We start from the raw sequence: 24,890 nt of genomic DNA on the forward strand, positions 1-24,890 counted from the left end.
GCACTTATCCCACGGGCTCGGTGACAGGGATGCCGAGCGCGGTGTCGCCGTTCAGCACGGCGGCGCGGACCCGGAGTTCGGCGACTTGGCGATCAAAGTCGCGTGCCATTCGCCATTCTCCTTCGCCCGCGGCCTTGATGCCGGTGCTGTCGACCAGCAGGTTCAACGGGCCTTTTGAGCCGCGACAGGGGGTGGTCACTGCCAAAGTCCTTTGGCGCTGGCTCAGCGTGCTGAAGTCCGGCACGGCCCCGGTCAAGGCCGATCGGCCGCAGCAGGCTCTCGACGAACCCGGTCGTCTGCCGGAGGGCCATGCCGTACAGGGCTTTCAACGTCAGGCACGTCTGGATCGCGGCATCGCTATATTGAGGCGGTCGGCTTCGCTTGCCGGTTGGCGGTGGCACCCACACCATGTCCGGATCGAACCAGATCGTAAGGGAGCCACGGTGCTTCAGCGCGTTGTTGTAGGCTGGCCAGTTTCTGGTCTTGCAGGTCGGCGGGATGGGCCTGCTCATGCAGACCAGCTGCCATGCCGGATTCACGAGATAAAACCCCCCTCGGCTCTGCACAACAAAGCCCTATAGTATGCGCAAGATCAGCAGCCCCGCGCGATCCTGTCTCGCGCAAGGCGGATGTTCTCTGGTCAGCCCATCCAGATGTTCAACGCCTGGTTGCGGGGGGTCGGCGCGGCGCCAAGCGCGACCTCTTTGCGGCGCGAGGGCCTGCCGATCTCAATATCCAGAAGCGGCTTGACAGGTACCATTTGCAGTTAGTAAGCATGCGTAGGTCATCCAGGGGGAGGGATGTTCGCCTAGTTTCGCGACGCATCGTATGCGCGCTTTACATTCTTTATGCTCTCCGAAAATTTACTGAGCTGCGTGAAGATGTCGCGCACAATCAAACGAGGTGGCGAAATGTCCGCGAAGAGAACTCTGCTTACTGTAGACGATGTAACTGGCTGTTGGGCAATTATGCCGACCCCGGCCAAGGACGACGCAAGCGACTGGCGCACCGAGTTTTCCGTGGATCTGGACGAAACGGCGCGTGTCGCAAATGCTCTGGTGGAATCCGGGGTGGACGGTATTCTTGCCTTGGGTACATTTGGCGAAGGCGCCACGCTGACCTGGGAAGAAAAAGAAGCGTATGTGCGCACGGTGGTGGATGCAGTGGCCGGGCGGGTTCCCTTTTTCGCCGGCACTACCAGCCTGAACACCCGTGAGACCATTCGCCAGATGCGCATCGTGCGTGACATCGGCGTTGATGGCGTGATGCTGGGCATTCCGATGTGGGTGGAAGCCGACACCGCAACCGCGGTTCAGTTTTACCGCGATGTAACCGAAGCATGTCCCGATGTGGCAATCTGTGCCTACGCCAATCCCGAGGCGTTCAAGTACGAGTTCGGTCGTGCCTTCTGGGCCCAGGTTTCCGATCTGCCGCAGATCGTCTCGGCGAAATATCTCAACATGGGTGGGCTGTACCCAGATCTTAACCTGTCGAAGCGTCGCATTCGCCTGATGCCCCTCGATGTGGATTACTATGCCGCAGCGCGTATCGACCCCGATCACTGCACCGCCTTCTGGACAAGCGGCGCAGTGTGCGGCCCTGAGCCTGCGATCCTGCTGCGCGATCTTATGGAGAAGGCGCGCAAGTCCGGAGACTGGGCCGAGGCGAAAGCACTGACCGACCGGATCGGCATGACCTACAAGACGCTGTTCCCGAACGGGTCGTTCAAGGAATTCTCGCGTTACAATATCTCGATTGAGAAGATCCGGATGGACGCTGCGGGTTGGATGAAGGCGGGTCCTTGCCGTCCCCCCTATCATGTCACGCCGGAGCCGATCCTTGAGGGTGGGCGCATTGCGGGTCAGAAGTGGGCTGAACTCGCTGAAAGCCTGCGGGCGGGCAATTGATGCGAAAGCTGGACTTCTACTTCGATTTCATGAGTCCATTCGCTTATCTGGCCTTTCAGAAGTTGCCTGAGGTCGTGCAGGATCATGGGATTTCCATCGTCCTGCACCCGGTCGATCTGCCTCGTCTGAAAGTCCTCGCCGGCAACACCGGCCCGGCGAATGTCAGCATACCGATCAAGATCGCCTATCTGCGCGAAGATCTCGACCGCTGGGCGCTTCGCTATGGTGTGCCTTTGGCATTTCCGGCCTCGCTCAAGTCCGCGCAGGCGAATGCCGCGGCAGTGCGCGTGATCGAGACGGTCTCGGCAGAGCAGTCTCAGCGCTTTGTGAAACTCGTCTGGGATGAAATCTGGGGGCGTGGGGGCGATCCGGAGGATCCGGGGATCATTGAACGCGCCAGCGCTGAAATCGGAGCGGACCCCGCTCCGCTACTGAACTTCGCCCGCTCCGGCGACGCTGCGACAAGGTTGGAGAGCTTGACGCAGCAGGCCAGCGAGGCTGGCGTATTCGGTGCGCCAACCATGGTTCTTGGTGACAAGATGTGGTGGGGGAATGATCGCCTCGATTTTCTAGCCGAAGCTCTGAAATCGGGCGTATAAGACAAACAAGGGAGATATCGATTTGGCTTTACAGAAACTTTCGCACGCGACTCTGCGGGTCCCGGATCTTGAAAAATCGGTTGAGTACCACAAGTCGGTGCTGTGCCTCGAAGAGGTCACGCGCGCCGATGGCACGGTCTATCTTACTTGCGGCATCGACGGGATGTTCGATGTTGCGCTGACCGCGGGCGGCACGGGCTGTGAGAGCCTGGCAATCGCGGCGGACGATGAGGAAGATCTGACCCGGATCCGCAAGGCGGTCGAGGCCGCGGGTGTCGCAGTCCGCGACATGAGCGATTGCGAGCCCGGTGTCGCTCGCGCCATCGAGTTCGATCTTCCGCCCCAGGGGCAGAAGATGCAGATCGTCTTGATCGACGAGTCCCATCGTCAACATTACTACTCTCCGGGCGCGCGTCAGAAGAACCTGCGCGGCGGACTGGCACCGCAAGATCTGGACCACATTACCCTGCGCGCCGGATCGGACGTCACGACGACGATGAACTTCCTGTGCGACGTCATCGGCTTCCGCGCTTCGGATGTCGTCGAATTCCCCGGTGGACAAGGTCGTATGGCCGCTTGGCTCCATGTGGGCGACTATCATCACGACGTGGCTATGTTTGCCGGTGCGCCGCATGAAACGCTGGATCACCTGGCCTGGACGTTCCCGAATATCGAGCACATGAAGATGATGCTTGACCAGATGGCGAACTCGGACGTTGAGACCGAAGCCGGGCCTGGGCGTCATGGTGTCGGCAACAACCTTTACTCCTATTTCATCACGCCGGATGGAAATCGCTACGAACTTTCCGGAGAGATGCCGCGCTGCGTTGATCGCAAAGCTGGCCCGAAGCTCTGGCGGGCCGACGAGCCCGGCATTTTCAGTGCATGGGGCGCCCCGTTCCCCGAAAGCTTCAAAACCGGCTCCTGATCCCTGGTATCAGGAAAGCGGCGGCCCAGCTGCGCCTAGGTTCAAAATTGCCGAGAGGTACTGCTACCTCTCGGCTCTAGACGGAAAAACGGAAAAGACATGAGTACGGACTCCGCCATCAATCACATCGTCATTCTCGGCGCAGGACAGTCAGCCGCATCCGCAGCGAAGACGCTGCGAAATGGAGGATATACAGGTGATCTGACGCTAATAGGTGAAGAAAATCATTTACCTTACGAGCGGCCGCCGCTGTCCAAGGCGCTTTTGACGGGGACAGCAACAGAAGAAAGTGTCTGCCTGCTTACGCAAAGTTTTGTCGAGCAGCATGATATCGACTTCCGAAGAAATGTCAGTGCCAGAAGTATTGATAGGGAAGCGCAGCACGTCATTCTCTCGGATGGCGCTCAAGTGCCTTATGATCGGCTTCTGATTGCAACGGGAAGTCATCCGCGTCATTTGGGCAATGACCTGGACTCCAAATCGAACGTTTTTTATCTGCGAACGATTGAGGATGCCAGGGCGATCCGTTCCGCGCTTGTGCCTGGCGGCACGCTTCTGGCACTCGGTGCCGGTTGGATCGGCCTGGAAGTGGCGGCTACCGCCCGCCGACTTGGCATGGATGTCGTCGTCGTCGAAATGGCGGATCGGGCCTGCGGTCGAAGCTTGCCGAACGAGGTCGGTGAAGCCTTGATCAAGTTGCACGAGGGGCACGGGACGCGTGTACTTCTGGCGACGCAGGTCTCGACGATCGAAGGGACCGACAAAGTCGAACGCGTCACGCTGAACAACGGAGAAGTTCTCGATATCTCGGCAGTGATCGTGGGCATCGGTGCAGTGGCAAATGATGATCTTGCACGCGCGGCCGAGCTTGAGGTGGTGGACACCGGCGGTATCGTCGTGGATCGGTTCACCCGCACATCCGATCCGCACATCTACGCAAGCGGCGATGTCGCTGTCGTCAAGGTAGGTGCGAATCTTGTCCGTTTTGAATCTTGGGCGAATGCACAGGATCAAGGCGTTGCAGCAGCCAAAAACATGCTGGGTCAGGACATTTCCTATGAACCGAATACATGGTTCTGGTCGGATCAATACGACATCAACATTCAGATGATCGGCCGTATTACCGACCCCGGAGCGACCGTTCACACGCGTCCCGGTGAGAATGGCAGGTTCACGAACTTTTACGTCACGAATGGTCGGATCGACGGAGTCATCACATTCGGGCAGCCGCGCGACATGTCCTTTGCGCGCAAGTTGATCCAAAAAGGCTATGAAGTCACGGGCGACGAGTTGGTGACAACAGAGAACTTGAGGAAACTCATCTGAAGTATTCAGGTTGCCGGAATTGGGAGATTTGGCAACCTGTCTCGCGCGCTTTCTAGACTGAAATCTTATTGATGCTGACCGGGAGGATAAAGCATGGGCAATAACGTATATACAAAGTCGGCCTTAGCGGCCGTACTTATCGCAACTCAGGGTGGATGGGCTGCCGCAGAGGAACAAGCCTTTGAAGGGTGGTATCTTCGGACAGGCCCCGCAGGGGTGTTTTTCAGGCCAAGTGCCGACCTTTCCATCGGCGGGGCATCTGTGCCCGGAGCGGATGTCAAGGTAGACGAAAACTATGCCATTTCGGTGGATATCGGCTATCGCTTTAGTGAACAGTGGTCGGCTACCTTGACGATTGGAACCCCGCCGGAAGCGGAGTTGCGCGGGGCTGGCAGCCTGCCCCCGGTCGAGCTCGGCAAATTGCGCTATGGTCCTTCGGTCCTGGCCGGTCAGTACCATTTCAAGTCAAACAATCCGCGCTTTCAGCCATATATCGGGGCCGGCTTGAACTATGTGGTCAATCTTGGCGAAAGCGATGGGGCGGCATCGGACCTGGAAGTCAAAACTAAGGTTGGTCCGATGGTGCAGATCGGCTTTGAATCGATGGTCACTGAAGACGTCGGTCTTTACTTTGATGTGAAGAAACTCTGGGCCGAAGCCGATGTCTCCGGATCTATCGGTGGCGCACCATTCGATGCGGAGGTCACGCTCGACCCGCTCATCGTTGGTACTGGAATAATCTGGCGGTTTTAGGATTGCGCACGAAGTGCATTCCGACCGCAATTAGACCCTAAAGGAGCCGCGTATGAAACTCTACTATATCCCTGGTGCTTGCTCGATGGCGGCGCATATTGTCGCACTCGAGACAGGCATTCCGCTCTCGTTCCACAAAGTTGACATGTCCGAGAAAGGCAAGTTCGTTGATGGGGAGGACTATGCCAACATCAGCCCGACATCGCTGGTGCCGACCCTTATTCTCGATGACGGCACCAAGCTGACCGAAGCGGCCGTCATCATGCAATATCTGGCAGCGCAGGTTCCCGAAAAGAACCTTGCGCCGGATGAAGGGATGTTGCACTGGCGACTTCTGGAAGTTCTCAATTTCCTGTCGACGGAAGTTCACAAAAATTTCACGCCGTTGTTCAATCCTTCTCTTCAGGCCGACGCCCGGCAGCTGTTTGAAGATCTGTTGAAAAAGCGTCTGAGCTATCTTGCGGAAAACATGATCGGTCAATCGGGGTATCTCGTCGGCGACGATTATACGATCGCGGATGCTTACCTCTTCACGCTTCTGGGCTGGGCGCAATTCCAGAAAATTGACCTGGGTTTTGCTCCGGCGCTGGGAGAATATGCCGGTCGTATCGGTTCTCGTCCCGCAGTGATCCAGGCATTGAAAGACGAAGGCTTAGCGTAAAGCAACCAAAGAGCGCGGCCCTCGTCACGCCGGACTTTGACCATGGTTCGCAGGGAGAAACCAAATGAAACGCATACGACATACCCTATTTGCAGCGCTCATCGCGCTATCGTCGCCGGTGGCAGCACAAACTGTCTCGTTCGCGACGTCACCGCAAGGTTCTGTGTGGAATACCATGGCAGGGGCCATCTCGAACGCCGCGCGCGGCGAGGGCCAAAACATCATCGTGCAGCCTTTCGGCGGGAATGCCATCACCATGGAGGCGCTCGACAGCGGTATTGCCGAATTCACGCTCAATGACGCGAACGATGTCTATACAGCGGTCACCGGCACTGGCGACTATACCAGGGAAATGCCGAAACTTCGGATCGTCGCGCAGATCAATACCTTCCCGGTTGGGCTTTTTGTGCGCGACGACTCCGACATCAAATCGCTTGAGGATCTGCGGGGCAAGCGCTTTCCGGTTGGCTGGAATGCCTTCCCCCTCAGCATTCCGTTGACGCAAGCGATCATCGCGACCGCCGGGCTATCGCTCGACGATGTCACGCCTGTCCTGGTTCCCGAATTGATCAGGGGCGCGGATGAGTTCATTGCCGGAAGGGTAGATACCGCGTTCTTCGCGGTCGGCGCACCAAAGGTTGCCGAAGCCAACGCCGCATTGGGGGGCATCCGATACCTGGGTATTGATGCCAACGAAGAAACCCTTGCTGTGGTGCGCAAATACCGGCCCTACTACTACTTCACCGAAGTTTCACCCAGTCCGGTGCGGGTTGGTATCACCGAGCCGATCCAGATGATTGCCTGGGACAATGTGCTCGTCGCAGGGGAACATGTCTCCGATGAAAGCGTGACGGCGATGCTGACCACAATCTTTGATCGCAAGGAAGATATCGTCGCAAGCTATCCCCCGCTCGCGTCCATATCGCTTGAAACCGCCTACCGTGAGTATTCCGGACTCGAATACCATCCCGCGGCGGTTGCCTTCTTCGAAAGCCGCGGCGTCGAGCAGGTGCCTCAGAAATAGGTCCGGCCATTTAGGCTCGCTTTTATAGGACACCGACAAGATGTCTTCCATGGACCAGACTATCATGACTCCCGCAGAACGGGTTCGGCGCCTTGTCGTGCCCGTTCTCGCCGCGCTTCTGACATTGGCGGCGTTAGTGCAAGTTGCGAATGTACCGTCAATGTTGGGATACCTGTTCTATACCGAACAGTTCCTTGCTGTGGTCCTTGCCCTTGGACTGCCCGTGGTATTTCTTGGCAAGAGCCGCGATGGCAATCGGACGATACCGCGCATACTGCTCATAGCCTCTGACTGGATCTTTGCGGCGCTGAGTTTCGGCGCGGCGCTTTACCTCGCGCTGCGCTATCCCGAACTCGGCAGCGCTTGGCTCGCGAAACCGGTTGATGCGATGGTGGTGGCCGCGCTTCTGTTGCCGCTGGTCCTGGAAGCGTTACGTCGCACTACGGGCTGGACGCTTGTAATCCTCGTGATGCTGATGCTCGCGATCGGGCTGTTTGGGCATAATCTGCAAGGCACCCTGCAAACCCGTCAAGTCGATGCGGATCGGCTGTTTCTCTATCTCATCTTTGACGCAAACGGCCTCCTTGGCCTTACGTTGAATGTCGCGGCGACAATCGTGATCGCTTTTGTGTTCTTTGGCGCGCTGCTGATGCGTTCGGGTGGGGGAGAGTTTTTCAACGATCTTGCCAGTTCTTCCATGGGCAGCCGTCGGGGCGGTGCGGCAAAAGTGTCTATCATCGGTTCCATGTTGTTTGGAACAATTTCGGGCGTGGTGGTTTCAAACATCGTCGCCACCGGGGTCATAACGATCAAATTGATGATCAATTCCGGGTTTTCGCGCGCCCGTGCCGCAGCGATTGAGGCCGTCGCTTCGACGGGTGGGCAGATAGTCCCCCCCGTGATGGGCGCGGTTGCATTCCTTATGGCTGACATCCTTCAGCGGCCTTATTCCGAGATCGTCATTGCCGCCATTGTTCCCGCCTTTCTCTATTATCTCGCATTGTTCATTCAGGTGGACATTTCTGCGGCGCGCGACGGAATCAAACCTCTTGACCGCAGCCAATTGAAATCCCTGGGCGAGGTTATGCGCAAGGGCTGGCCCTTTACCCTTCCATTTGCCGCCATCATACTTGCGATATTCCAGTTCAATCAGCGAGCGGAATTTGCGGCATTGATCGGTTCGGGACTGGCCTTGCTGGTCGGTATTTATCCCGGCTATGGAGGGCATCGGATCAGGTTGCGCCAATTTGCCAGTGCGCTAAGTGAAACCGGACGCTCATTGACTGACATTTTGATGATTTCCGCCGCAGCGGGTCTGATAATCGGCATGCTCAACGTCAGTGGGTTTGGATTTGCGATGACGGCATCTCTGGTCACCCTGGGCGGCGAAAGTTTGTTTGCGCTGTTGCTTATAGCTGCCGTCGCCAGTCTAATTCTCGGAATGGGTATGCCGACGATCGGTGTTTATCTGCTGCTTGCTGTGCTGATCGCTCCGGCATTGGTGGGAACGGGTATTGATCCTATCGCCGCGCATCTCTTCATATTCTATCTCGGTATGATGTCGATGGTAACACCGCCAATCGGTATTGGCGCGTTCTTTGCCGCCGTCATCGCCAAGGCGCCGCCAATGAAAACCTCACTGGAAGCGGTACGGCTGGGGTGGACAGCGTACATTGTACCCTTCATTTTCGTTTTCTCACCGGCACTGCTGCTCAATGGTGATCCGGTCGAGGTCGTCATTGCGGTCGTAACGGCCAGTCTGGGCGTCTATGCAGTGTCTGCCGCCTTTGTAGGCTGGATGGCGGGGCGGCTGAGCATCGGCATCCGCCTGCTTCTCGGATGTGCCGGGGCGGCGCTACTCATCCCCGCTGCGCCGGGTGACAACATGACGGTCGCACTCAACGCAAGCGGCTTCCTGCTGCTCAGTGGGCTGTTCCTGACATTTCGGGCGCGATCGCGTCATTCAGTGAACATCCCTGCCAATGTAACTTCGCATGAGGAATAATATGGCTTTCGTCTTTGATCCAATCCCCCAACCTTCAGTTGCCGTGGCGGGGAGCGATGATCGGCTGCCAGTGCGCCGCGTCTTCTGCGTCGGCCGCAACTACGCCGCGCATGCAAGAGAAATGGGCAAGGATCCTGACCGTGATCCGCCGTTCTTTTTCACCAAACCCGCTGACGCTGTCGTGGATTCCGGTGTCGCGGTGGCTTATCCTGCCGAGACCTCGAATTTTCACTACGAGGCCGAGCTGGTGGTTGCCATCGGGAAAGCTGGCCGGGACATTCCGACCCAGCACGCCCTGGACCATGTCTGGGGCTACGCTGTCGGAAATGATTTGACGCGCCGCGACCTTCAGCTTGCCGCACGCGAGCAGGGTCGGCCGTGGGATTGGGGCAAGGCCTTCGACTTTTCGGCAGTGATTGGTCCCGTTCATCCTGTCGCACAGGTTGGCCATCTCGGGCGTGGGCGTATCTCGCTGTCCGTCAACGATGTGCTGAAACAGGACTCGGATCTGGCAAATCTGATCTGGTCCGTTCCAGAGATCATCTCGATCCTGTCGCAGTCGATGGAGATGAAGCCAGGCGATATCATCATGACCGGAACACCGGAGGGGGTTGGGCCGCTGGTTCCCGGCGATCATTGCGTGATCGAGATCGAGGGACTTGGCAAGATCGAAACGCCCATCACCGAACGCGTGAAAGGACAGGCATGACACTTCGTCTGCACAATTTCTTTCGTTCGTCCACGTCGACCCGTCTCAGGGCAGCTCTGAACCTGAAGGGACTGGCATACGATTACGTTCCCTATGCGTTGCGGAAGGGAGAGACTCGCACGCCCGAGTTCTTGCGCCGTAATCCGCAGGGTCTGGTTCCCGTCCTCGAACTCGAGGACGGTCAACACCTGACCCAGTCCCTCGCCATCATCGAATGGCTTGATGAAACCCATCCGCAGCCGGCGCTACTGCCCCGTGATCCAGGGGCCCGCGCCCGCGTTCGCGCGCTGAGCTACATGATTGCCATGGAAATCCATCCCCTGAACAACTTGCGGGTGCTGATGCGCGTTGGTGAGCAGTTCGGGGCTGACGAAAACGCGCAGAAGGCATGGTTCACCCATTGGGTGAATCTGGGCTTTGACGCACTGGAGGCCGAGCTTTCACAAAACCCTGAAACCGGCCGTTTCTGCTGTGGTGATGAACCGGGAATGGCGGATATCTGTCTGTATGCGCAGGTCTGGAACAACCGGCGTTTCGACATTCCACTGGACGCCTGGCCGACCATCGCACGTATCTATGCTGCGTGCGACGCCCTGCCCGCCTTCAGCGACGCCGCGCCATCAAGGCAACCCGACGCCCAGTGACTGGACCAGACATGACCTCCGGATAACTCCGGAGGTCATGCACAGCCGGCGAGAGCTTTGCGAACGCGACCGCCGGCAGACGCGCCGGGGATGCACGCGCCGTCTTTTGCAATCTCGATCAACGCGGACAAATCCACATTCGTCTGGATTCCACGCCGCTCGAACATCCAAACAACATCTTCGGTTGCAACATTGCCGCTTGCGCCAGGGGCAAAGGGACAGCCGCCAAGTCCGGCAAAGGCCGCATCCACGACGCGCACGCCAGCCTCCCAAGCAGCGTGGACATTGGCCAGGCCAAGTCCGTAAGTGTCATGGGTGTGCACAGCCCAAGAGCGCACTTCCGGAAATCGAGAGATCACCGCGTCGAATACCTCCCCGACTTGATCGGGAACCGCTTTGCCCGTCGTATCACACAGCGCGATCTCCGCTGTCGGAGCGAGCGGAATCAGTTGATCGAGCAACGTCAACACCTGTTCTGTTCCGATCCTCCCCTCAAACGGGCAGTCGAACGCTGTCGCTATATTAAGGCGCAGTGAAATGCCCGGAGGCAGGTCAGCGATCATCGCTGCATAATCGGACACCGACTCTTCCGGCGTACGACGCACATTGTTCCGATTATGGCTTTCAGATACAGACAGCACATAGGCAAGCGATCGAGCTCCAAAGGCCAGTGCCTGCCGCGCCCGAGACGCCGTGGGAATGAGAACCTGCCCGTGAACACCCGGCACGCCTTGGCTTGCGGCAATAACGTCTTTGGCATCGGCCAGTTGTGGCACTGCCTTGTCGCTGACGCAGGACGTGATTTCGAACCGTTCCAGTCCGGTCGCAGCAAGCCGCTCTATGAACTGGATCTTGCGCTCTGTCGGGATAAAAGGAACAATTCCCTGAAACCCATCTCGGGGGCCAACTTCGACGATGGTGACCGGTCGCGCCGTCATGTGATGACCTTTTCCGACCGTAGCCGACCGATTTCCTGCGCCGTCATGTGGGCAAACTCGCGGAGGACATCATCAGTGTCTTGCCCAAGGTTTTGGCCGGCAAAACGAATGGCTCCGGGGCAATCCGGTAGGTGCGGCACGATTCCGGGGTGGAGGACCGTGCCCTGTTCGGCATCCGTGACCTTGCGGATCATACCGCGCGCCTGGAATTGCGGGTCCGCGACAATTTCGGCGGCGGTGTAAATCAGGGTCGAAGGAATGTCCGCTTCGGCGACTATGCGCGCCGCGTCGTTTGCGTCGTGCTGTCGGGTCCATTCCGCTATGGCTGCGTCCAGCCGGTCAGCCTGCGCCACGCGGCCGGAATTGGTGGACAGTTCCGGATCGGAGGCGAAGTCATCGCGACCGATCAAAGCCATCAGGCGACCAAAGAGAAGGTCGGAATTGGCAGCGATCAAGAGCCAGCGACCATCCCGCGTCGGATAGGCGCTGGTGGGTGCGGCGGTCGAAATGCGCGCGCCCGTCGGTTTCTTGATCTGGCCAAGCGCACCGTAAGCAGGCAGCATATCCTCCATCAGGCTCAGCACACTCTCGGTGAGAGCCACATCGACCACATGACAGGACGCGGATTTGTTCTCTGCGCGGCCCAGCAACTGGGCCAGCACGCCGATTGCAGCATAAAGCCCGGCAACCGAATCCCCCAACGAGACCCCCACCCTGACCGGCGGCAAATCGCTTGTCCCCTGAGGATGGTCTGTCAGGTAGCGAAGACCGCCGATTGCCTCGCCAATAACGCCAAATGCGGCGCGATCCCGTTCGGGACCGTTTTGCCCGTAACCCGAGATATGGGCGACCACAAGACCCGGGCGCAGCGTTTCGAGAACCTCGTAAGAAAGGCCAAGTCGTGCAAGCGCTCCGGGGCGGAGGTTTTCGACCAATGCATCGCAAGACGCGATGACTTTTTGGACGGCCTCCAGCCCCTCAGGGGACTTGATGTCGATCGCGACGGAACGCTTGTTGCGAGCGTGTACGCTCCACCATAGCGAGCGATCGTTCTGTTTCGCTCCCCAGTCTCGCGCGGGGTCTCCAGCGGGCGGCTCGATTTTTATGATCTCCGCGCCAAGGTCGCCTAGGATGCGCGTGCAAAATGGCGCCGCGATGTAATGCCCGATTTCCAGAATTCGAATACCGGAAAGCGGGCCGAAAGAATTGGGTTTCGGAGTCAACTTACGTCCTCGGGAAACTGTATCAGGAAACTTGTATCGACATTGAGCCGATGCCCTCGATCCACGCGTCGATGGAGTTGCCAGGAGTGACTGGCCCAACGCCTTCGGGTGTGCCCGTATAGATCACGTCGCCCGGATGAAGGGTGTAGAAACTCGAAGCCATTTCGATTAGTTCGGGAATACTCAGAACGAGATCACGCGTATTGGCCTTTTGCCGTACCATGCCATCTACAGACAATTCCATGTCGAGATTTCCCGAATCGTTGATCTCATCCGCAGTCACAAGCCACGGGCCGAGCACCGAGTATGTATCAATCGACTTGCGCATACTGCGTTCTTCGGACCCGCGAACCGTCATGTCGAGACCGATCGCGTAGGCGGCGACATGATCAAGCGCCTGTTCTGCTTTGACGCGGTCCGCGGTGCGCCCGATGATCACGGCAAGTTCAAGCTCGTGGTCCGTGCGTCTTTCGGGGAAGCGCACAGCAACCGCGTCCGAAGCGCCAATCAGGCTGCTGGTCGCCTTCAGAAAAAGCCCGACCTCCTGAATGACACGCACCTGCGCTGCATTGTTTTGATGGATTTCTTCCTGCTCGCGCGCTTCTTGCAGATGTTTGGTGTAGTTTACAGGCGCAGCTACCAGCTTGCCAGGATTGGCGACCGGCGGGTGCAAACGAACATCGGAAAGCGGCTTGCGCGCGCCGGACTGGCTTGCTGTTTCAATCGGCGTTTTCAGTTCGGACAAATGCGAAATGAGCCGGTCCTGCCGTGGCAGCGGATACCGCAGCGGGGCAAGTTCGTCGAGTGCCGACGTGACATCGATGACAGTTTCACCGTCGATAAGGCCGATCCGGTCCTCATCAAAAATGCAGAGTTTCATGTAGTTATCTTTCAGCCAGCGGCTTTCGATGGCGCTTCGGTGTTCGCGTCACGCGAGGCGCAGCGGCAGGTCGGCGAGACCACGGAACCGCGTGTTGTGATTGAAATGCGCAGGTCCCGTCCGCTCTATGGTCTTGAACCGCCGCAGAACTGCCGGCACAGCAACAGATGCCTCAAGCCGCGCGAGGGGACGGCCAATGCAAACATGAATGCCTGCACCGAAACCCATATGATTGTTGGGCTTGCGCGCAAGGTTGAGCTTTTCAGGATTGTCGAACACCCGGTCATCCCGATTTGCAGAGGCCTGGCAAATTATCACCTCGGTGCCTTTCGGGATTGTGCCGTTTCCACTGTCGAGTTCGATGTCGCGCGTCACGCGGCGGCCTTGAAGCTGGAGAGGCGTGATAAACCGGACCAGTTCTTCAATCGCAACGTTGACGGGGACGTCACCGTTGCGCATTTGCGCCATGGCTTCGGGGTCATCCAGAAGATAGTGGATCGATTGCGAAATCAGGTTGGTGGTGGTTTCGTGACCGCCGTTCAGTGTGACGATGCACATATGCAGAATTTCATCGTCGCTAACCGTGACGCCATTCCGCTGAGCAGCGACCATCGCGCTTAGCACATCGCTCATCGGGTCGATGTCACTGCTGCGCTGGCGTTTTTCGAGGAAGGGACGCAGGTACGACTTGAATTCCGCAGTGGCATCGTGCCCTTCCGCGATCACCTCGGCCGGGACAGCGGGGTTCAGCGGGAAAAGAACCTTGCGTCCGACGCCCTGGATATAGTCCGCATCTTCGACAGGGACGCCAATCAACTTGCAGATAACGGCAACCGGCAGCCGAAAGGCGAAGTCCGACACAAAGTCGATATCGCGTTTTTCGGCGACGACATCGAGATATTTCTCAACCGTTTCTTCGATAAAGCCCCTCACGGATTGAATGGACGCCTGCGAAAAAAACGGGTTGACGATGTTGCGCAGCCGGTCGTGATCCGGTGGATCGCGGAAAAGCATCGTGGATGTGTGATGCTCAAGAAGCGGACCTTCGCCAAACCGCTGGCCGAATTGTTCCCCTTTGAACACCTCTCCGCTGATGTCGCGCCAGACCTGCCGAACATCTGCATACCGGGTCAGCAGCACGCTGCCGTCGGAATTCCAGTGAGCGGGATCGGCGTCGCGTAACAGCCGAAAATAGGGATATGGATTTTCGAAATACTCGTCCGGTACGTTGAGCAAGTCGAAGGATTTTGCAGCGTCTGTGTCCGCTGTTTCTGTTTTCAGGGTCATATCTCAACTTTCTTGCCGTTACCCCGGCAATCTAAGGAGGCGTGGAGCGCCCGAAAAGGCGCTCCAGATCAGTGTCAGCTGAACGGATACTGTTGTTTGGGCGATTCAATTGTCAGCCACTTCAGTTCCGTGAATTCTTCGATCATCGCGCGGCCATCGAAACGGCCCCAGCCGCTATTGCGCGTTCCGCCGTAAGGTGCCTGCGGTTCGTTTGCGACGGTCGCGCCGTTGACGTGCACCGAACCGGTTTGGATCCGCATAGCAACGTCGAGGGTCGCGGTGATATCGGTCCCGTGGACCGCCGCCGAAAGACCGTAGTTGGGATCGTTGGCCACCTTCACGGCTTCATCATTGTCTTTCACGCGAATGACCTGAAGGACCGGGCCAAAGGATTCCTCGCTGTAGATCTCCATGTCCGGTGTGACATGGTCCAGGATTGTCGCGGGAATGAGTGTGGTCGCAGCCCGGTCACCGGCTTTGATCTTGGCACCCTTTGCGATGGCATCGTCAAGCAGGGCGTTGATGCGATCCGAGGCGCCCTGACTAATCACGGGGCCGAGTGCGCAGGAAGATTGCGCGCGCTGGTCGCCAGTCTCAAGTTGCGACGCGCGGGCAGCAAGCTTGGCGACAAAATCATCCGCGATCGCCTCGTGCACGATGGCGCGTTCGGTGCTCATGCAGATTTGTCCCTGATACAGGAAGCCACCGAAAACCGCTGCGGTTACCGCTGCGTCGACATCGGCATCGGCCAGAACGATCAGTGGAGACTTGTCGCCGAGTTCCAGAATGCTGCGCTTGAGATGCTTGCCGCAACTGGCGGCGATGATCCTTCCGACGCGTGTCGATCCGGTGAAATTCACCCGACGCACGCGCGGGTCGGCGATCATCGCCTCGACCAGTTCAGGCGCTTCCTCGGGCCGGTTGACGATCATGTTGACCGAGCCTGCCGGGAAACCGGCGGCATGCACCGCTTCGGCAATCAGCGAATGGACCCGCGGCGATGTCTCCGAGGCGCGGAAAACCACTGTGTTGCCGCAGACGAGCGGATATGCGATCGCGCGGGCTGCCAGAACGATCGGTCCGTTCCAAGGCACAATCGACAGGATCACGCCAACCGGCTGCCGGACGGTCATGGACATCGTGCCGGGTTTGTCGGACGGAATGGTCTCCCCCTGAAGCTGTGTTGCCATCGAAGCGGCTTCGCGGAAGACGTTGGCGGCGGACATGACATTGAAACGTGCCCAGAGTTCGCCGGAACCGACTTCGTCCTTCATTGCTGCCACAAAGTCGTCGCCGCGTTTCTCAATCTCGTCGGCCGCCCGCAACAGGAGCCCGCGGCGCTCGCTGGGCCCGGATTTTGACCACGTTTGGAACGTACGATCCGCCGAGGCGATTGCGGCGTCCACATCCTCAAGCGTCGCGGCAGCGTACCGTGTTACCATTACCCCGTCTGCGGGAGACGCCCGCTCAAACGTGCGGTCCCCGCTAGCCGGTGTTTCTTTGCCGTCGATCTGCAGCAACACATCTTTCATAGTAACCTCCCTTTTGTTTTGTTTTTGCGCGAACACCTAATCCCCGTCCCAGGTGTCCGGCATTTATCAGCGGGCAGCGCCCCGGAGCTCAGATTGCTCCAAACTTTTCCACCAGTTCCGCGCCCATATTGGGCGACATGAAGCCGCGCATCCCAATCCCGCCGTCGAAGTTCAGGACCGCGCCTGTGGCTGGGCCATTGTCGTTGCGGTCCGCAAAGAAGACATAGGCGCCGGCGTATTCATCTGCATAAAACGCTTTTTCCAGGGGCAGGATCTGTTTCATCAAATCATCGAGAGGCAAGTCGGAAAAGCTGTTGTTCTCCTGGGACAGGCTGGCAAGTCCTGCCAGATTCGATCCGCCAATGCCGCCGGGTGCGACACCGTTTACCCGAATATGTGGGGCCCATTCATGTGCCATTTGCTTGATCATGCCGATGACGCCGTGCTTGGCAGCGGTGTAGATAACCCCGCCCCCGCCAGGATATAATCCGGCGTTCGAAACGGTGAAAATCGCGTTGCCTTTGCTCTTGTAGAGTTCGGGCAATGCAGCTTTGGCGGCGAGAATATAACCATTGAGGTTAATTCCGATCAGCTCATTGATCGCGTCCGAAATCCGGTCGTCGTCGGCGCTTGCAAGCGTCGCGTTATAATCCCAGACGCCAGCGTTGCCGATAAGCGTATCGAGTTTTCCAAACGCTTTCACACATTCGGCAACAGCATTCTTGTTGTCGTCCATGCTGCGAACATCGCCTGCGACGCCGACCACGGCTCCTTGATGGGCCGAAACCACCTCTTCGATACGCTCGGGCGAGCGATCAAGTATCGCGACACGCGCTCCCTCTTTCACGAACCGTTCGACGATCGCCTTGCCAAGTCCCGAACCCCCGCCGGTCACAAGTGCGACCTGATCCTTCATACGCATGGTTTATCCCCTCCCCATCATTTCTTCTTCTTGATATTCTACATAGACGTGGCCATCTTCTACTTTGACGGGAAAAACCTTCAGCGCCTCGCAAGCGGGGAGTGCCGTGACCTCACCGTTGCGAACGTCGAATTTCGCCATGTGCAAAGAGCACTCGACGATATGACCGTCGAGATAGCCGTCGCATAAAGACCAGGTGTCGTGCGTACAGGTGTCTTGAACGGCGTACACCGTCCCGGACACCTGACATACCAAGATCGGCTCCGAGCAGCCGGTGTATTGGACCATTTCTCCCTCTGGCACTTCTGCCAGAGGGAACGTTTTGTGCCATGCCATTTATTTACCTTTCAGCTCAGAAAAAGAAGCTGATGTTATTCGACAGCACGGTGCTTTGATCCAGCAGAATCTTGCGCTTCACAACTTCGAACCCGCGCTCGTCGTCCACCCGGCGGATCTTGTCCTGACGCTCTGCCGAGAAAATATCAGCCTGGCGCTCCTGACGGTTGCGGTAGGTGATTACCGACGTGCTCACGTCGTATTCGCCTTCTTCCGCACCTTTCCAGATCAGGACGTTGCTGACGATATGCCGCAACCGGGACGCGGGGTTCTCAGACCAACCCACATCCGACATGATTTTGCGGATACGTCCCTCAAGCATGTTCCAGTCGTCGAAGAAATGGGCGTAACCGTGTTCGTCGGTGTATTCCTTTTCCGCTTCACGCATGATTCTGGTCGTGCGAAGCGGCGCCCAATATTCGATCTCCTTCGACATCAGGGTGAACCAGGTTTCCCAACGCCGGTCTCCCATCAGCTTTGCTTCCCAGAAGTAAAACTGTTCGATTTCTTGTTGAAGTTCGACCGGCACCGGCGCGGGCTTCACCGAGAAGTTGCTCTTGGTAACGATATCAAGCATGGTTTCCTCCCTATAGCTTGCCGACAGGCCCATCTTTGGGCCTGCCGTTCGCTTTTAATGTCACTCAGCTGCTTTCAAAGTGGCCACAGAATCGAGAGCCGACCAATCCGAGGTCGTCAACATCCGCGCCCAATGAGCGTAGATATTCCGCGCGGCTTCCTCGCCATATGTGTTGGCGAAGCTCTTTCCGGGGTAGCCGGGTTCCGCATCGCGTACCGTATGATCCGACATCTGGATGTTGAACTTTTGCTGTTTGGCGACATGACCGCGCAGGACGTGCTGGATGTCATTCCAGTTCTCGCCGTCATCCTGTTCGAACACACCGCCGGCCGAGAAGGTCCGAACGTTGTGACGGGCCCATTCCTGCTTGATGGCGTCGGGCGCCTTTTTGTCAACAATCGTAAAGGACCAGATCTCCATCTCGTGGGGGCCCCTCGGCTGCCACATGCGCACCGTGTTGATCCCGGTCAGGAACGACAGGTTCGGGAAGACATTCATGTGACACAGATTGATGTCGGCTCGCTCTTTGCCAACACGCTCCACGGCTTCCGGGTAGCTCGTCTGTGTGAGATACTCGGTGACGGCGGGTCCGACGATGACCTGATAGAACATCGGGTTGCGCAGGAAAAGCCCGCACGCATGGCCATTGCCGATATACACATTCAAGCCGTCAGTCGGCGGCTGCATCTTGGTCAAGTCGGTGCCGGCCGGCGCCCCTGCCATGATGCCCGAAATGTGCGACGTGGTGCCGGCGTGATAGGCATCGCTGCCGAACTGCTCTGCCGCGAATTTCCAGTTGGCAGGGATGACCCACTTCTGGATACCCTCGATCACCTCCGTTCCGCCTTCAACACGATCCAGCATGGTGTCCATGTAGAACTTGGCGTCGCCGAGATAGGTATCGAGATCGGGTGCGCTCTCATCCCAGTTGGCAAAGATAAGGCCCTTGTAGGTCTCGACCCGTGCCTGTTTCGGACCCCATTCATCCTTTTTCAGGGCGTCGTTGAAGGCCGCTGTCTCCATCGGCACACTGACGAGATTTCCCGCCGAGTCATACGCCCACCCGTGATAAGGGCAAGTGAACGCACGCGCGTTACCGGCGTCGACACGGCAGATGCGCATGCCACGATGCCGGCACTGGTTGAGGAAAACGCGGATCGAATTGTCTTTTTGCCTCACGACAACGACAGGGTCTTCACCAATGTATGCCGATTGAAAATCGCCGTAATTCGGAAGCTGCGACTCGTGTCCGACGCAAATCCAGGTACGAGCAAAAATCTTCTCAAGCTCAAGCTGATACAGCTCTTCGCTGGTGTAGATCTCGGGGCTGTATTTTCCGGTTTTGGTGTCGACGAGGTTTTTGATGTCCTCGTCGGTATACGTCTTGCTCGAAGCCGTATGGGGCGCGTTTGTCATGTCTTTCCTCCCTTGGTGATAACTTTGTGATCCGCCCCTCCAACAAGACGGATATGTGACCTACGATCTAGTATACATGTGGATGCGTCCCGCATCTCGATGAAGCGATCATTTCTGATTTCCGCGATCCTCCCTCCACAGACCAAGCTTTTCTTGTGCCACACGATCGGAGTAGGTGAAGAACACCGCTTCTCCGTCGGGCATGTGTTTGATCCATTTCCAGCTCGGCGCGACAAAGACGTCCTTGGGACCCCATTCCAGCACTTCGTCGCCGATCTGCGACTTGCCCTGACCTTCCATCACGACAAACACGGTTGCGTCCGTCGAGCGGTAGGGCGCGGTTTCGAACCCCTTCGGCAGAAGCTGGAGACCGGGGGCGATTGTCGGCATGGCCCATCCGCCGTCCAGCGGGTTCACATAGCGCATGCGAAATCCGTGGCAGCGGTCGGCATCTTCGGCCGACTTCAGCTTTTCTAGGGCCTCGCGCGAGCGATCATAGGGGTAGTTGAAGATCGGGGATGCCAAGCCCTTACGCTCATAGTCATAAGGCAGCATGTTCGCGGCGAAACGCGCGGTGCTGTCGCCGAGTGGGCGCGTGATGGGCTGCTCGTCTTCGCCATGCTCTTCGGCGAACGACGCGTCGAACAGTGACACCACCGCTATATCGAGACCATCAAGCCAGATCATCGGCTCATCGGAACTGTTGCCATGGTCATGCCAGCCCCAAGGCGGCGTGATGACGAAGTCACCGAAAGACATCATGGTGCGCTCGCCGTTCACGGCGGTGTGCGCCCCCTCACCGTCAAGCACCAGGCGAAGTGCCGACTGGCTGTGCCGGTGGGCCGGGGCGACTTCTCCGGGCATGACGATCTGAAGGCCGGCGTAGAGTGACGTGGTGATCCGTGATTGACCACGCAGGCCGGGGTTTTCCAGGACAAGCACGCGCCTCTCAGCTTCTTTCGCCGTGATCAGCCCGCCCGCTTCCAGCAGATAGTCCTTTGCAACCTGGAACCGCCAGACATGGGGAACGCAGTCGCTCTTCGGCTCGGGTGTAATGATGCTATTCAACACAGCCCAGAGCGGGGTGTAGGAATTGCTGTCGATCTTCTCGTAGAACGCTTTGCGTTCCGCCGTTTCTTCGGGTGCCTCTGTCAGCGACATTGGAGCCTCCTTCTTAGCCTAAAAGCGCAAGCCGCCTCAGAACTGAAATTCCGGTGTCGTCAACTCAATCCCCGAGATTTTGGGGCTCAGCTTTATCTGACATGACAGACGACTGTTCTCCTGCCTGTTGGCGGCGAATTCGAGCATCGAAAGCTCGTTATCCGACGGCGGATCAAGCTCGTTGATCCACTCTTCGCCCACATAAACGTGACAGGTTGCACAGGCGCATGCCCCGCCGCACTCGGCATCGATTCCGGGCACGCCGTTATTCGAGGCGACCTCCATTGCCGAAGAGCCTTCCTGGCCATCAATCTCCCGACGTGTCCCGTCGTATTCGATGAATGCTACAGATACAGTCATATCCACCTCCCTTTCCTCTCAGCCATGAGTGATGCCCAAGCTTGGGCAGAACCCTCACGGCACCAATTCACTGCATATTTCCTTCAGGTATCGGAGTACCTGAAGCCCCCTGGTTCGAATTAGTATGCATAGTCACTAAAGTCCGTTGAAACTCTTGTCAAGGCACTTGAACCGGCCCTGTTTTCGCCCGGGCACGCGGCCCGAACCATGACGGCGCGGGGCTCTCCTCAGACGGGAGATTTCAGCAGAACGGTGGTCGATCTTTCCCAAAAAGTGATGGTGACTGGCAGCTCCAGCCACGTCGGAATGGATCGTATGAACATCCACGAAATGCCGGAATGACGCTGCTCGGCTGCCACCCGGTCTTGCGGGGCTTACAGATCGGTAATGGTCCCCTCAGACACCTCTGCGGCCAGCCCCAGGGTTTCCGAAAGGGTCGGATGCGGATGGATCGTCAGCGCCAGATCTTCGGCATCGGCACCCATTTCGATCGCAAGCACAGCCTCGGCCAGAAGGTCTCCGGCATTTGGCCCGGTGATCCCGGCGCCGATGATTCGTTTGGTATCGGGGTCGAACAACAGCTTGGTGACCCCCTCATCGCGGCCCAGCGACAAAGACCGCCCCGAGGCCGCCCAAGGGAATGCGCCTTTCCGGACCTTCACACCCTTTGACTTCGCTTCGGCCTCGGTCATGCCGACCCAGGCAATTTCCGGATCGGTATAGGCCACGGACGGGATAACCCGTGCATCGAACACAGATTTTTCGCCGCAGGCCACTTCGGCCGCAACCTTGGCTTCATGCACGGCCTTATGCGCAAGCATCGGCTGGCCAACCACATCGCCGATGGCAAAGATATGCGGCTGATTGGTGCGCATCTGCGTGTCCACCGGGATAAACCCGCGCTCATCCACGGTTACGCCTGCCGCGTCGGCAGCCACCAGCGCTCCGTTGGGCTTGCGGCCAACGGCGACAAGAACTTTGTCAAATTCAGCTTCAAAGATGCCGTTCGGTCCGTCGAATGTGGCCACAAGACCTGCATCAGTGGCCTCGACCTTGGTGACCTTGGTCTTCAGAAGGACGCGTTCATAGCGTTTCTCGATCCGCTTCATCAGCGGCATTACCAGATCGCGATCCGCTTCGGGGATGATCTGATCCATCAGTTCAACAATGGTGATTTTCGATCCAAGAGCATCATAGACCTGCGCCATTTCGAGCCCGATGATCCCGCCGCCCACCACCAGCATCCGTTCAGGGATATCGGCAAGCGCCAGCGCCCCGGTGCTGTCGATCACGCGCGAATCGTCGGGCAGGAACGGCAGGCGCACGGGTTCCGACCCGCAGGCGATGACCGCATGATCAAAGCTGACGGTCTGCGTGCCCTCGGCAGTCTCTACACGAATGACATTGGGGCCCGCGAACCGCCCGGTGCCCCTGACGACGGTGACCTTACGCTTGCGCGCCAGACCATTCAGTCCGCCGGTGAGCTTGCCGACCACCCCATCCTTGAAGCTGCGAACGCCGTCCAGGTCGACCGTCGGGGCGGCGAAACTGACCCCGTGGGCGGATAACGCCTGCGCTTCGTCCATGGCCTTGGCCACATGCAGCAGTGCCTTGGACGGGATACACCCCACGTTCAGGCAGACGCCCCCCAGCCTGTCCCAGCGTTCGATCAGCGTGACCTTGAGTCCGAGATCGGCGGCGCGGAAGGCGGCTGTATAGCCACCCGGTCCAGCGCCAAGCACCAGGAATTCCGCGTGGCTGTCTGCGCCGCTGGCAGAGGCGGCGGTCTGCAGGGCCGGCACGGGCTGCCGTGCGGGCGCAGCCTCGGGGGGCGCTTCTGCGGTCGCTTCGCCTTCGGCCTCAAGCGTCATCACCAGACTGCCCTTGCTGACCGTGTCGCCTTCGGACACATGGATAGCGGTGACCTTGCCTGCCGCAGGCGCGGGAATATCCAGCGTCGCCTTGTCGCTTTCCAGCATCAGGATCGGATCATCCTCGGCGACGATATCGCCCAATGCCACGGTGACTTCGATCACTGGCACATTGGAAAAATCGCCGATATCGGGGATTTGCACATCAATCTTCATCGCGTTTCCCCTTACAGGCTGATGCGCCGGAAATCCGACAGGATTGTTTTCATCGTCACCAGGAAATGCGCCGCCGCCACACCGTCGACCACGCGGTGATCCCAGCTTAGGCTCATCGGCTGAACCAGACGGGGCTGGAACGCCGCGCCATCCCAGACCGGCCGAATCGCGGACCGGGTCATGCCAAAGATCGCAACCTCCGGCGCGTTGATGATCGGCGTGAAGTTGGTGCCGCCGATCCCGCCGAGCGACGAGATGGTAAAGGTCGCCCCCTGCATGTCCCCGACCTTGAGTTTGCCTGCACGCGCAGCGCCCGCAAGTTCGGTCATTTCGGCTGCGATGTCGTAGATGCCCTTCTTGTCGGCATCCTTGATCACCGGCACGACAAGCCCTTCGGGCGTGTCCGCCGCGACACCGATGTTATAGTATTTCTTCAGGATCAGGCCATCGCCATCGAGCGATGCGTTGAACTTGGGGAACTGCTTGAGGGCAGCGACAGCCGCCTTCACCACGAAAGGAAGAATCGAGAGTTTCGTGCCATCCTTCGCCTCGCTGTTCACCATCTTGCGGAATGCTTCGAGATCGGTGACATCGGCGTCTTCGAAATTGGTGACATGGGGAATGATCGTGGCGTTGCGCGCCAGGCTTGGCCCCGAGATTCTGGCGATCCGCGACAGGGGCACGCGCTCGATCTCGCCGAATTTGGCGAAATCGACCTTGGGCCAGGGCAGCAGGTCAAGCCCCCTGTCGGCGCCGCTCGCCGCAGGGGCAGAGGGCGCGGCCAGCGCCGTCTTGACGAAATCCTGCACGTCCTCGCGGGTGATGCGGCCTTTGGGGCCGGTGCCGGAAACAGCGTTGATATCAACGCCAAGCTCGCGGGCGAATTTGCGGATGGCGGGCGAGGCATGCGCCAGCCTGGCCGGCTGAGCCGGTGCGCTGGGTGTCGGGGTCGGCCTGGCCACGGTCGCCGCAGCCGCAGCCGCCGGAACAGCTGTCGGCGTGGGCGCCGGGGCCGCGCTTTCGGGTGCGACCACCGCCAGCAGGCTACCGCGACTCACCTTGTCGCCTTCGGCGACGAGCAACTCGACAACCCGGCCCGCGACGGCCGAGGGCACATCGAGCGTGGCCTTGTCCGATTCAAGAATCACCACCGTGTCGTCAACGTCAATAATGTCGCCTACCGCGATCACGATCTCGATCACCGGCACATCGGTGAAATCACCGATATCGGGCACGAGAAGCTCGATTTTTCCAGTAAGGCCCGCACCTTCGGCGGGTGCGGCGGCAGAGGCGCTCAGCTCTGGAACCGCATCGGCGGCCTCGCGCACATCAGGCCGGGTGGTGTCAGCTTCGGGGACTTCGCCCGCGGCCTCCAGTGTCATCACGAGGCTGCCCTCGCTGAGCTTGTCACCCTCGACCACATGGATGGCGGCGATCTTACCGCCGGTCGGTGCGGGAATATCCAGGGTTGCCTTGTCGCTTTCCAGCATCAAGATCGGGTCGTCCTTTGCGACGATATCGCCTACAGAGACGTTGATCTCGATCACGAGCACATTGGAAAAATCGCCAATATCAGGCACTTTCACGTCAATGGTGTTGGTCATGTCGCCTCCCC

General features: G+C 58.5%; 23 protein-coding genes and 1 pseudogene. 10 read left to right on the forward strand and 14 right to left on the reverse strand.

The window, feature by feature from the left end; translation table 11 throughout:
• Positions 1-112: 112 nt before the first annotated feature.
• A pseudogene (locus ATI53_RS08420) lies at positions 113-512 on the reverse strand (transposase); the annotation flags it as partial.
• 369 nt (positions 513-881) lie between these two features.
• Here ATI53_RS08420 and ATI53_RS08425 point away from each other — a divergent pair.
• From ATI53_RS08425 to maiA, 10 genes are all read left to right on the forward strand, one after another.
• Positions 882-1,907 (forward strand): dihydrodipicolinate synthase family protein, encoded by a 1,026-nt coding sequence (locus ATI53_RS08425; protein WP_205912162.1) that lies wholly within the window; start codon positions 882-884, stop codon positions 1,905-1,907.
• A complete protein-coding gene (locus ATI53_RS08430; protein ID WP_111550192.1) occupies positions 1,907-2,506 on the forward strand; it encodes a 2-hydroxychromene-2-carboxylate isomerase in 600 nt (199 codons plus the stop codon). The genes ATI53_RS08425 and ATI53_RS08430 overlap by 1 nt, the downstream gene beginning before the upstream one ends.
• Positions 2,507-2,528: 22 nt before the next feature.
• Positions 2,529-3,434, forward strand: a complete 906-nt coding sequence (locus ATI53_RS08435; protein WP_009505771.1) for a VOC family protein — start codon at positions 2,529-2,531, stop codon at positions 3,432-3,434.
• A gap of 99 nt (positions 3,435-3,533) precedes the next feature.
• Complete coding sequence (locus ATI53_RS08440) at positions 3,534-4,760, forward strand: NAD(P)/FAD-dependent oxidoreductase (protein ID WP_047998175.1); 1,227 nt, start codon at positions 3,534-3,536, stop codon at positions 4,758-4,760.
• Positions 4,761-4,853: 93 nt separating this feature from the next.
• The gene (locus ATI53_RS08445; RefSeq protein WP_034453097.1) at positions 4,854-5,513 is read left to right on the forward strand and encodes an OmpW/AlkL family protein; all 660 of its coding nucleotides are present in this window, start codon (positions 4,854-4,856) and stop codon (positions 5,511-5,513) included.
• A gap of 52 nt (positions 5,514-5,565) precedes the next feature.
• Positions 5,566-6,174: a glutathione S-transferase N-terminal domain-containing protein gene (locus tag ATI53_RS08450; protein ID WP_111550193.1), complete on the forward strand. Its 609-nt coding sequence runs from the start codon at positions 5,566-5,568 to the stop codon at positions 6,172-6,174.
• A 64-nt stretch (positions 6,175-6,238) separates the two neighbouring features.
• The gene (locus ATI53_RS08455; protein ID WP_111550194.1) at positions 6,239-7,198 is read left to right on the forward strand and encodes a TAXI family TRAP transporter solute-binding subunit; all 960 of its coding nucleotides are present in this window, start codon (positions 6,239-6,241) and stop codon (positions 7,196-7,198) included.
• A 49-nt stretch (positions 7,199-7,247) separates the two neighbouring features.
• Entirely contained in the window at positions 7,248-9,203 is a 1,956-nt protein-coding gene (locus ATI53_RS08460) for a TRAP transporter permease (RefSeq protein ID WP_205912161.1), read from the forward strand.
• Position 9,204: 1 nt separating this feature from the next.
• Complete coding sequence (locus ATI53_RS08465) at positions 9,205-9,912, forward strand: fumarylacetoacetate hydrolase family protein (protein ID WP_047998180.1); 708 nt, start codon at positions 9,205-9,207, stop codon at positions 9,910-9,912.
• A complete protein-coding gene (gene maiA / locus ATI53_RS08470; RefSeq protein WP_111550195.1) occupies positions 9,909-10,556 on the forward strand; it encodes a maleylacetoacetate isomerase in 648 nt (215 codons plus the stop codon). The genes ATI53_RS08465 and maiA overlap by 4 nt, the downstream gene beginning before the upstream one ends.
• Before the next feature lie 35 nt (positions 10,557-10,591).
• Here maiA and ATI53_RS08475 read toward each other — a convergent pair whose 3' ends face one another.
• From ATI53_RS08475 to ATI53_RS08535, 13 genes are all read right to left on the reverse strand, one after another.
• The gene (locus tag ATI53_RS08475; RefSeq protein ID WP_111550196.1) at positions 10,592-11,494 is read right to left on the reverse strand and encodes a hydroxymethylglutaryl-CoA lyase; all 903 of its coding nucleotides are present in this window, start codon (positions 11,492-11,494) and stop codon (positions 10,592-10,594) included.
• Complete coding sequence (locus ATI53_RS08480) at positions 11,491-12,717, reverse strand: CaiB/BaiF CoA transferase family protein (RefSeq protein ID WP_047998182.1); 1,227 nt, start codon at positions 12,715-12,717, stop codon at positions 11,491-11,493. Before ATI53_RS08480 ends, ATI53_RS08475 begins: the two co-directional genes overlap by 4 nt.
• Positions 12,718-12,739: 22 nt before the next feature.
• Entirely contained in the window at positions 12,740-13,597 is an 858-nt protein-coding gene (locus ATI53_RS08485; RefSeq protein WP_111550197.1) for a fumarylacetoacetate hydrolase family protein, read from the reverse strand.
• Between the two features lie 48 nt (positions 13,598-13,645).
• A complete protein-coding gene (locus ATI53_RS08490) occupies positions 13,646-14,884 on the reverse strand; it encodes a cytochrome P450 (protein WP_009505783.1) in 1,239 nt (412 codons plus the stop codon).
• A 74-nt stretch (positions 14,885-14,958) separates the two neighbouring features.
• Positions 14,959-16,416, reverse strand: coding sequence for an aldehyde dehydrogenase (locus tag ATI53_RS08495; protein WP_009505784.1), 1,458 nt, complete (start codon positions 16,414-16,416; stop codon positions 14,959-14,961).
• An 88-nt stretch (positions 16,417-16,504) separates the two neighbouring features.
• Positions 16,505-17,338: a 3-(cis-5,6-dihydroxycyclohexa-1,3-dien-1-yl)propanoate dehydrogenase gene (gene hcaB, locus ATI53_RS08500; RefSeq protein ID WP_009505785.1), complete on the reverse strand. Its 834-nt coding sequence runs from the start codon at positions 17,336-17,338 to the stop codon at positions 16,505-16,507.
• Positions 17,339-17,341: 3 nt separating this feature from the next.
• Positions 17,342-17,674, reverse strand: coding sequence for a non-heme iron oxygenase ferredoxin subunit (locus tag ATI53_RS08505; RefSeq protein WP_009505786.1), 333 nt, complete (start codon positions 17,672-17,674; stop codon positions 17,342-17,344).
• A gap of 16 nt (positions 17,675-17,690) precedes the next feature.
• On the reverse strand, positions 17,691-18,251 hold the full coding sequence (locus ATI53_RS08510) for an aromatic-ring-hydroxylating dioxygenase subunit beta (RefSeq protein WP_034453106.1): 561 nt from the start codon (positions 18,249-18,251) through the stop codon (positions 17,691-17,693).
• A 60-nt stretch (positions 18,252-18,311) separates the two neighbouring features.
• The gene (locus tag ATI53_RS08515) at positions 18,312-19,667 is read right to left on the reverse strand and encodes an aromatic ring-hydroxylating dioxygenase subunit alpha (RefSeq protein ID WP_009505788.1); all 1,356 of its coding nucleotides are present in this window, start codon (positions 19,665-19,667) and stop codon (positions 18,312-18,314) included.
• 108 nt (positions 19,668-19,775) lie between these two features.
• The gene (gene gtdA / locus ATI53_RS08520; RefSeq protein WP_009505789.1) at positions 19,776-20,828 is read right to left on the reverse strand and encodes a gentisate 1,2-dioxygenase; all 1,053 of its coding nucleotides are present in this window, start codon (positions 20,826-20,828) and stop codon (positions 19,776-19,778) included.
• Between the two features lie 36 nt (positions 20,829-20,864).
• On the reverse strand, positions 20,865-21,188 hold the full coding sequence (locus ATI53_RS08525; RefSeq protein WP_009505790.1) for a 2Fe-2S iron-sulfur cluster-binding protein: 324 nt from the start codon (positions 21,186-21,188) through the stop codon (positions 20,865-20,867).
• Between the two features lie 374 nt (positions 21,189-21,562).
• A complete protein-coding gene (gene lpdA / locus ATI53_RS08530) occupies positions 21,563-23,275 on the reverse strand; it encodes a dihydrolipoyl dehydrogenase (RefSeq protein WP_111550198.1) in 1,713 nt (570 codons plus the stop codon).
• An 11-nt stretch (positions 23,276-23,286) separates the two neighbouring features.
• Positions 23,287-24,879, reverse strand: coding sequence for a dihydrolipoyllysine-residue acetyltransferase (locus ATI53_RS08535; protein WP_009505792.1), 1,593 nt, complete (start codon positions 24,877-24,879; stop codon positions 23,287-23,289).
• Positions 24,880-24,890 lie beyond the last annotated feature (11 nt).

The organism is Salipiger aestuarii (assembly GCF_003259905.1).
GTDB classification, from domain to species: Bacteria; Pseudomonadota; Alphaproteobacteria; order Rhodobacterales; family Rhodobacteraceae; genus Salipiger; species Salipiger aestuarii.

Bases quoted from the DNA above. Each gene is read 5' to 3' on its own strand.
- ATI53_RS08425 (WP_205912162.1), top strand. From the start codon at position 882: ATGTCGCGCACAATCAAACGAGGTGGCGAAATGTCCGCGAAGAGAACT.
- ATI53_RS08430 (WP_111550192.1), top strand. From the start codon at position 1,907: ATGCGAAAGCTGGACTTCTACTTCGATTTCATGAGTCCATTCGCTTAT.
- ATI53_RS08440 (WP_047998175.1), top strand. From the start codon at position 3,534: ATGAGTACGGACTCCGCCATCAATCACATCGTCATTCTCGGCGCAGGA.
- ATI53_RS08445 (WP_034453097.1), top strand. From the start codon at position 4,854: ATGGGCAATAACGTATATACAAAGTCGGCCTTAGCGGCCGTACTTATC.
- ATI53_RS08450 (WP_111550193.1), top strand. From the start codon at position 5,566: ATGAAACTCTACTATATCCCTGGTGCTTGCTCGATGGCGGCGCATATT.
- ATI53_RS08455 (WP_111550194.1), top strand. From the start codon at position 6,239: ATGAAACGCATACGACATACCCTATTTGCAGCGCTCATCGCGCTATCG.
- ATI53_RS08460 (WP_205912161.1), top strand. From the start codon at position 7,248: ATGGACCAGACTATCATGACTCCCGCAGAACGGGTTCGGCGCCTTGTC.
- ATI53_RS08465 (WP_047998180.1), top strand. From the start codon at position 9,205: ATGGCTTTCGTCTTTGATCCAATCCCCCAACCTTCAGTTGCCGTGGCG.
- maiA (WP_111550195.1), top strand. From the start codon at position 9,909: ATGACACTTCGTCTGCACAATTTCTTTCGTTCGTCCACGTCGACCCGT.
- ATI53_RS08475 (WP_111550196.1), bottom strand. From the start codon at position 11,494: ATGACGGCGCGACCGGTCACCATCGTCGAAGTTGGCCCCCGAGATGGG.
- ATI53_RS08485 (WP_111550197.1), bottom strand. From the start codon at position 13,597: ATGAAACTCTGCATTTTTGATGAGGACCGGATCGGCCTTATCGACGGT.
- ATI53_RS08490 (WP_009505783.1), bottom strand. From the start codon at position 14,884: ATGACCCTGAAAACAGAAACAGCGGACACAGACGCTGCAAAATCCTTC.
- ATI53_RS08495 (WP_009505784.1), bottom strand. From the start codon at position 16,416: ATGAAAGATGTGTTGCTGCAGATCGACGGCAAAGAAACACCGGCTAGC.
- hcaB (WP_009505785.1), bottom strand. From the start codon at position 17,338: ATGCGTATGAAGGATCAGGTCGCACTTGTGACCGGCGGGGGTTCGGGA.
- ATI53_RS08505 (WP_009505786.1), bottom strand. From the start codon at position 17,674: ATGGCATGGCACAAAACGTTCCCTCTGGCAGAAGTGCCAGAGGGAGAA.
- ATI53_RS08510 (WP_034453106.1), bottom strand. From the start codon at position 18,251: ATGCTTGATATCGTTACCAAGAGCAACTTCTCGGTGAAGCCCGCGCCG.
- ATI53_RS08515 (WP_009505788.1), bottom strand. From the start codon at position 19,667: ATGACAAACGCGCCCCATACGGCTTCGAGCAAGACGTATACCGACGAG.
- gtdA (WP_009505789.1), bottom strand. From the start codon at position 20,828: ATGTCGCTGACAGAGGCACCCGAAGAAACGGCGGAACGCAAAGCGTTC.
- ATI53_RS08525 (WP_009505790.1), bottom strand. From the start codon at position 21,188: ATGACTGTATCTGTAGCATTCATCGAATACGACGGGACACGTCGGGAG.
- lpdA (WP_111550198.1), bottom strand. From the start codon at position 23,275: ATGAAGATTGATGTGCAAATCCCCGATATCGGCGATTTTTCCAATGTG.
- ATI53_RS08535 (WP_009505792.1), bottom strand. From the start codon at position 24,879: ATGACCAACACCATTGACGTGAAAGTGCCTGATATTGGCGATTTTTCC.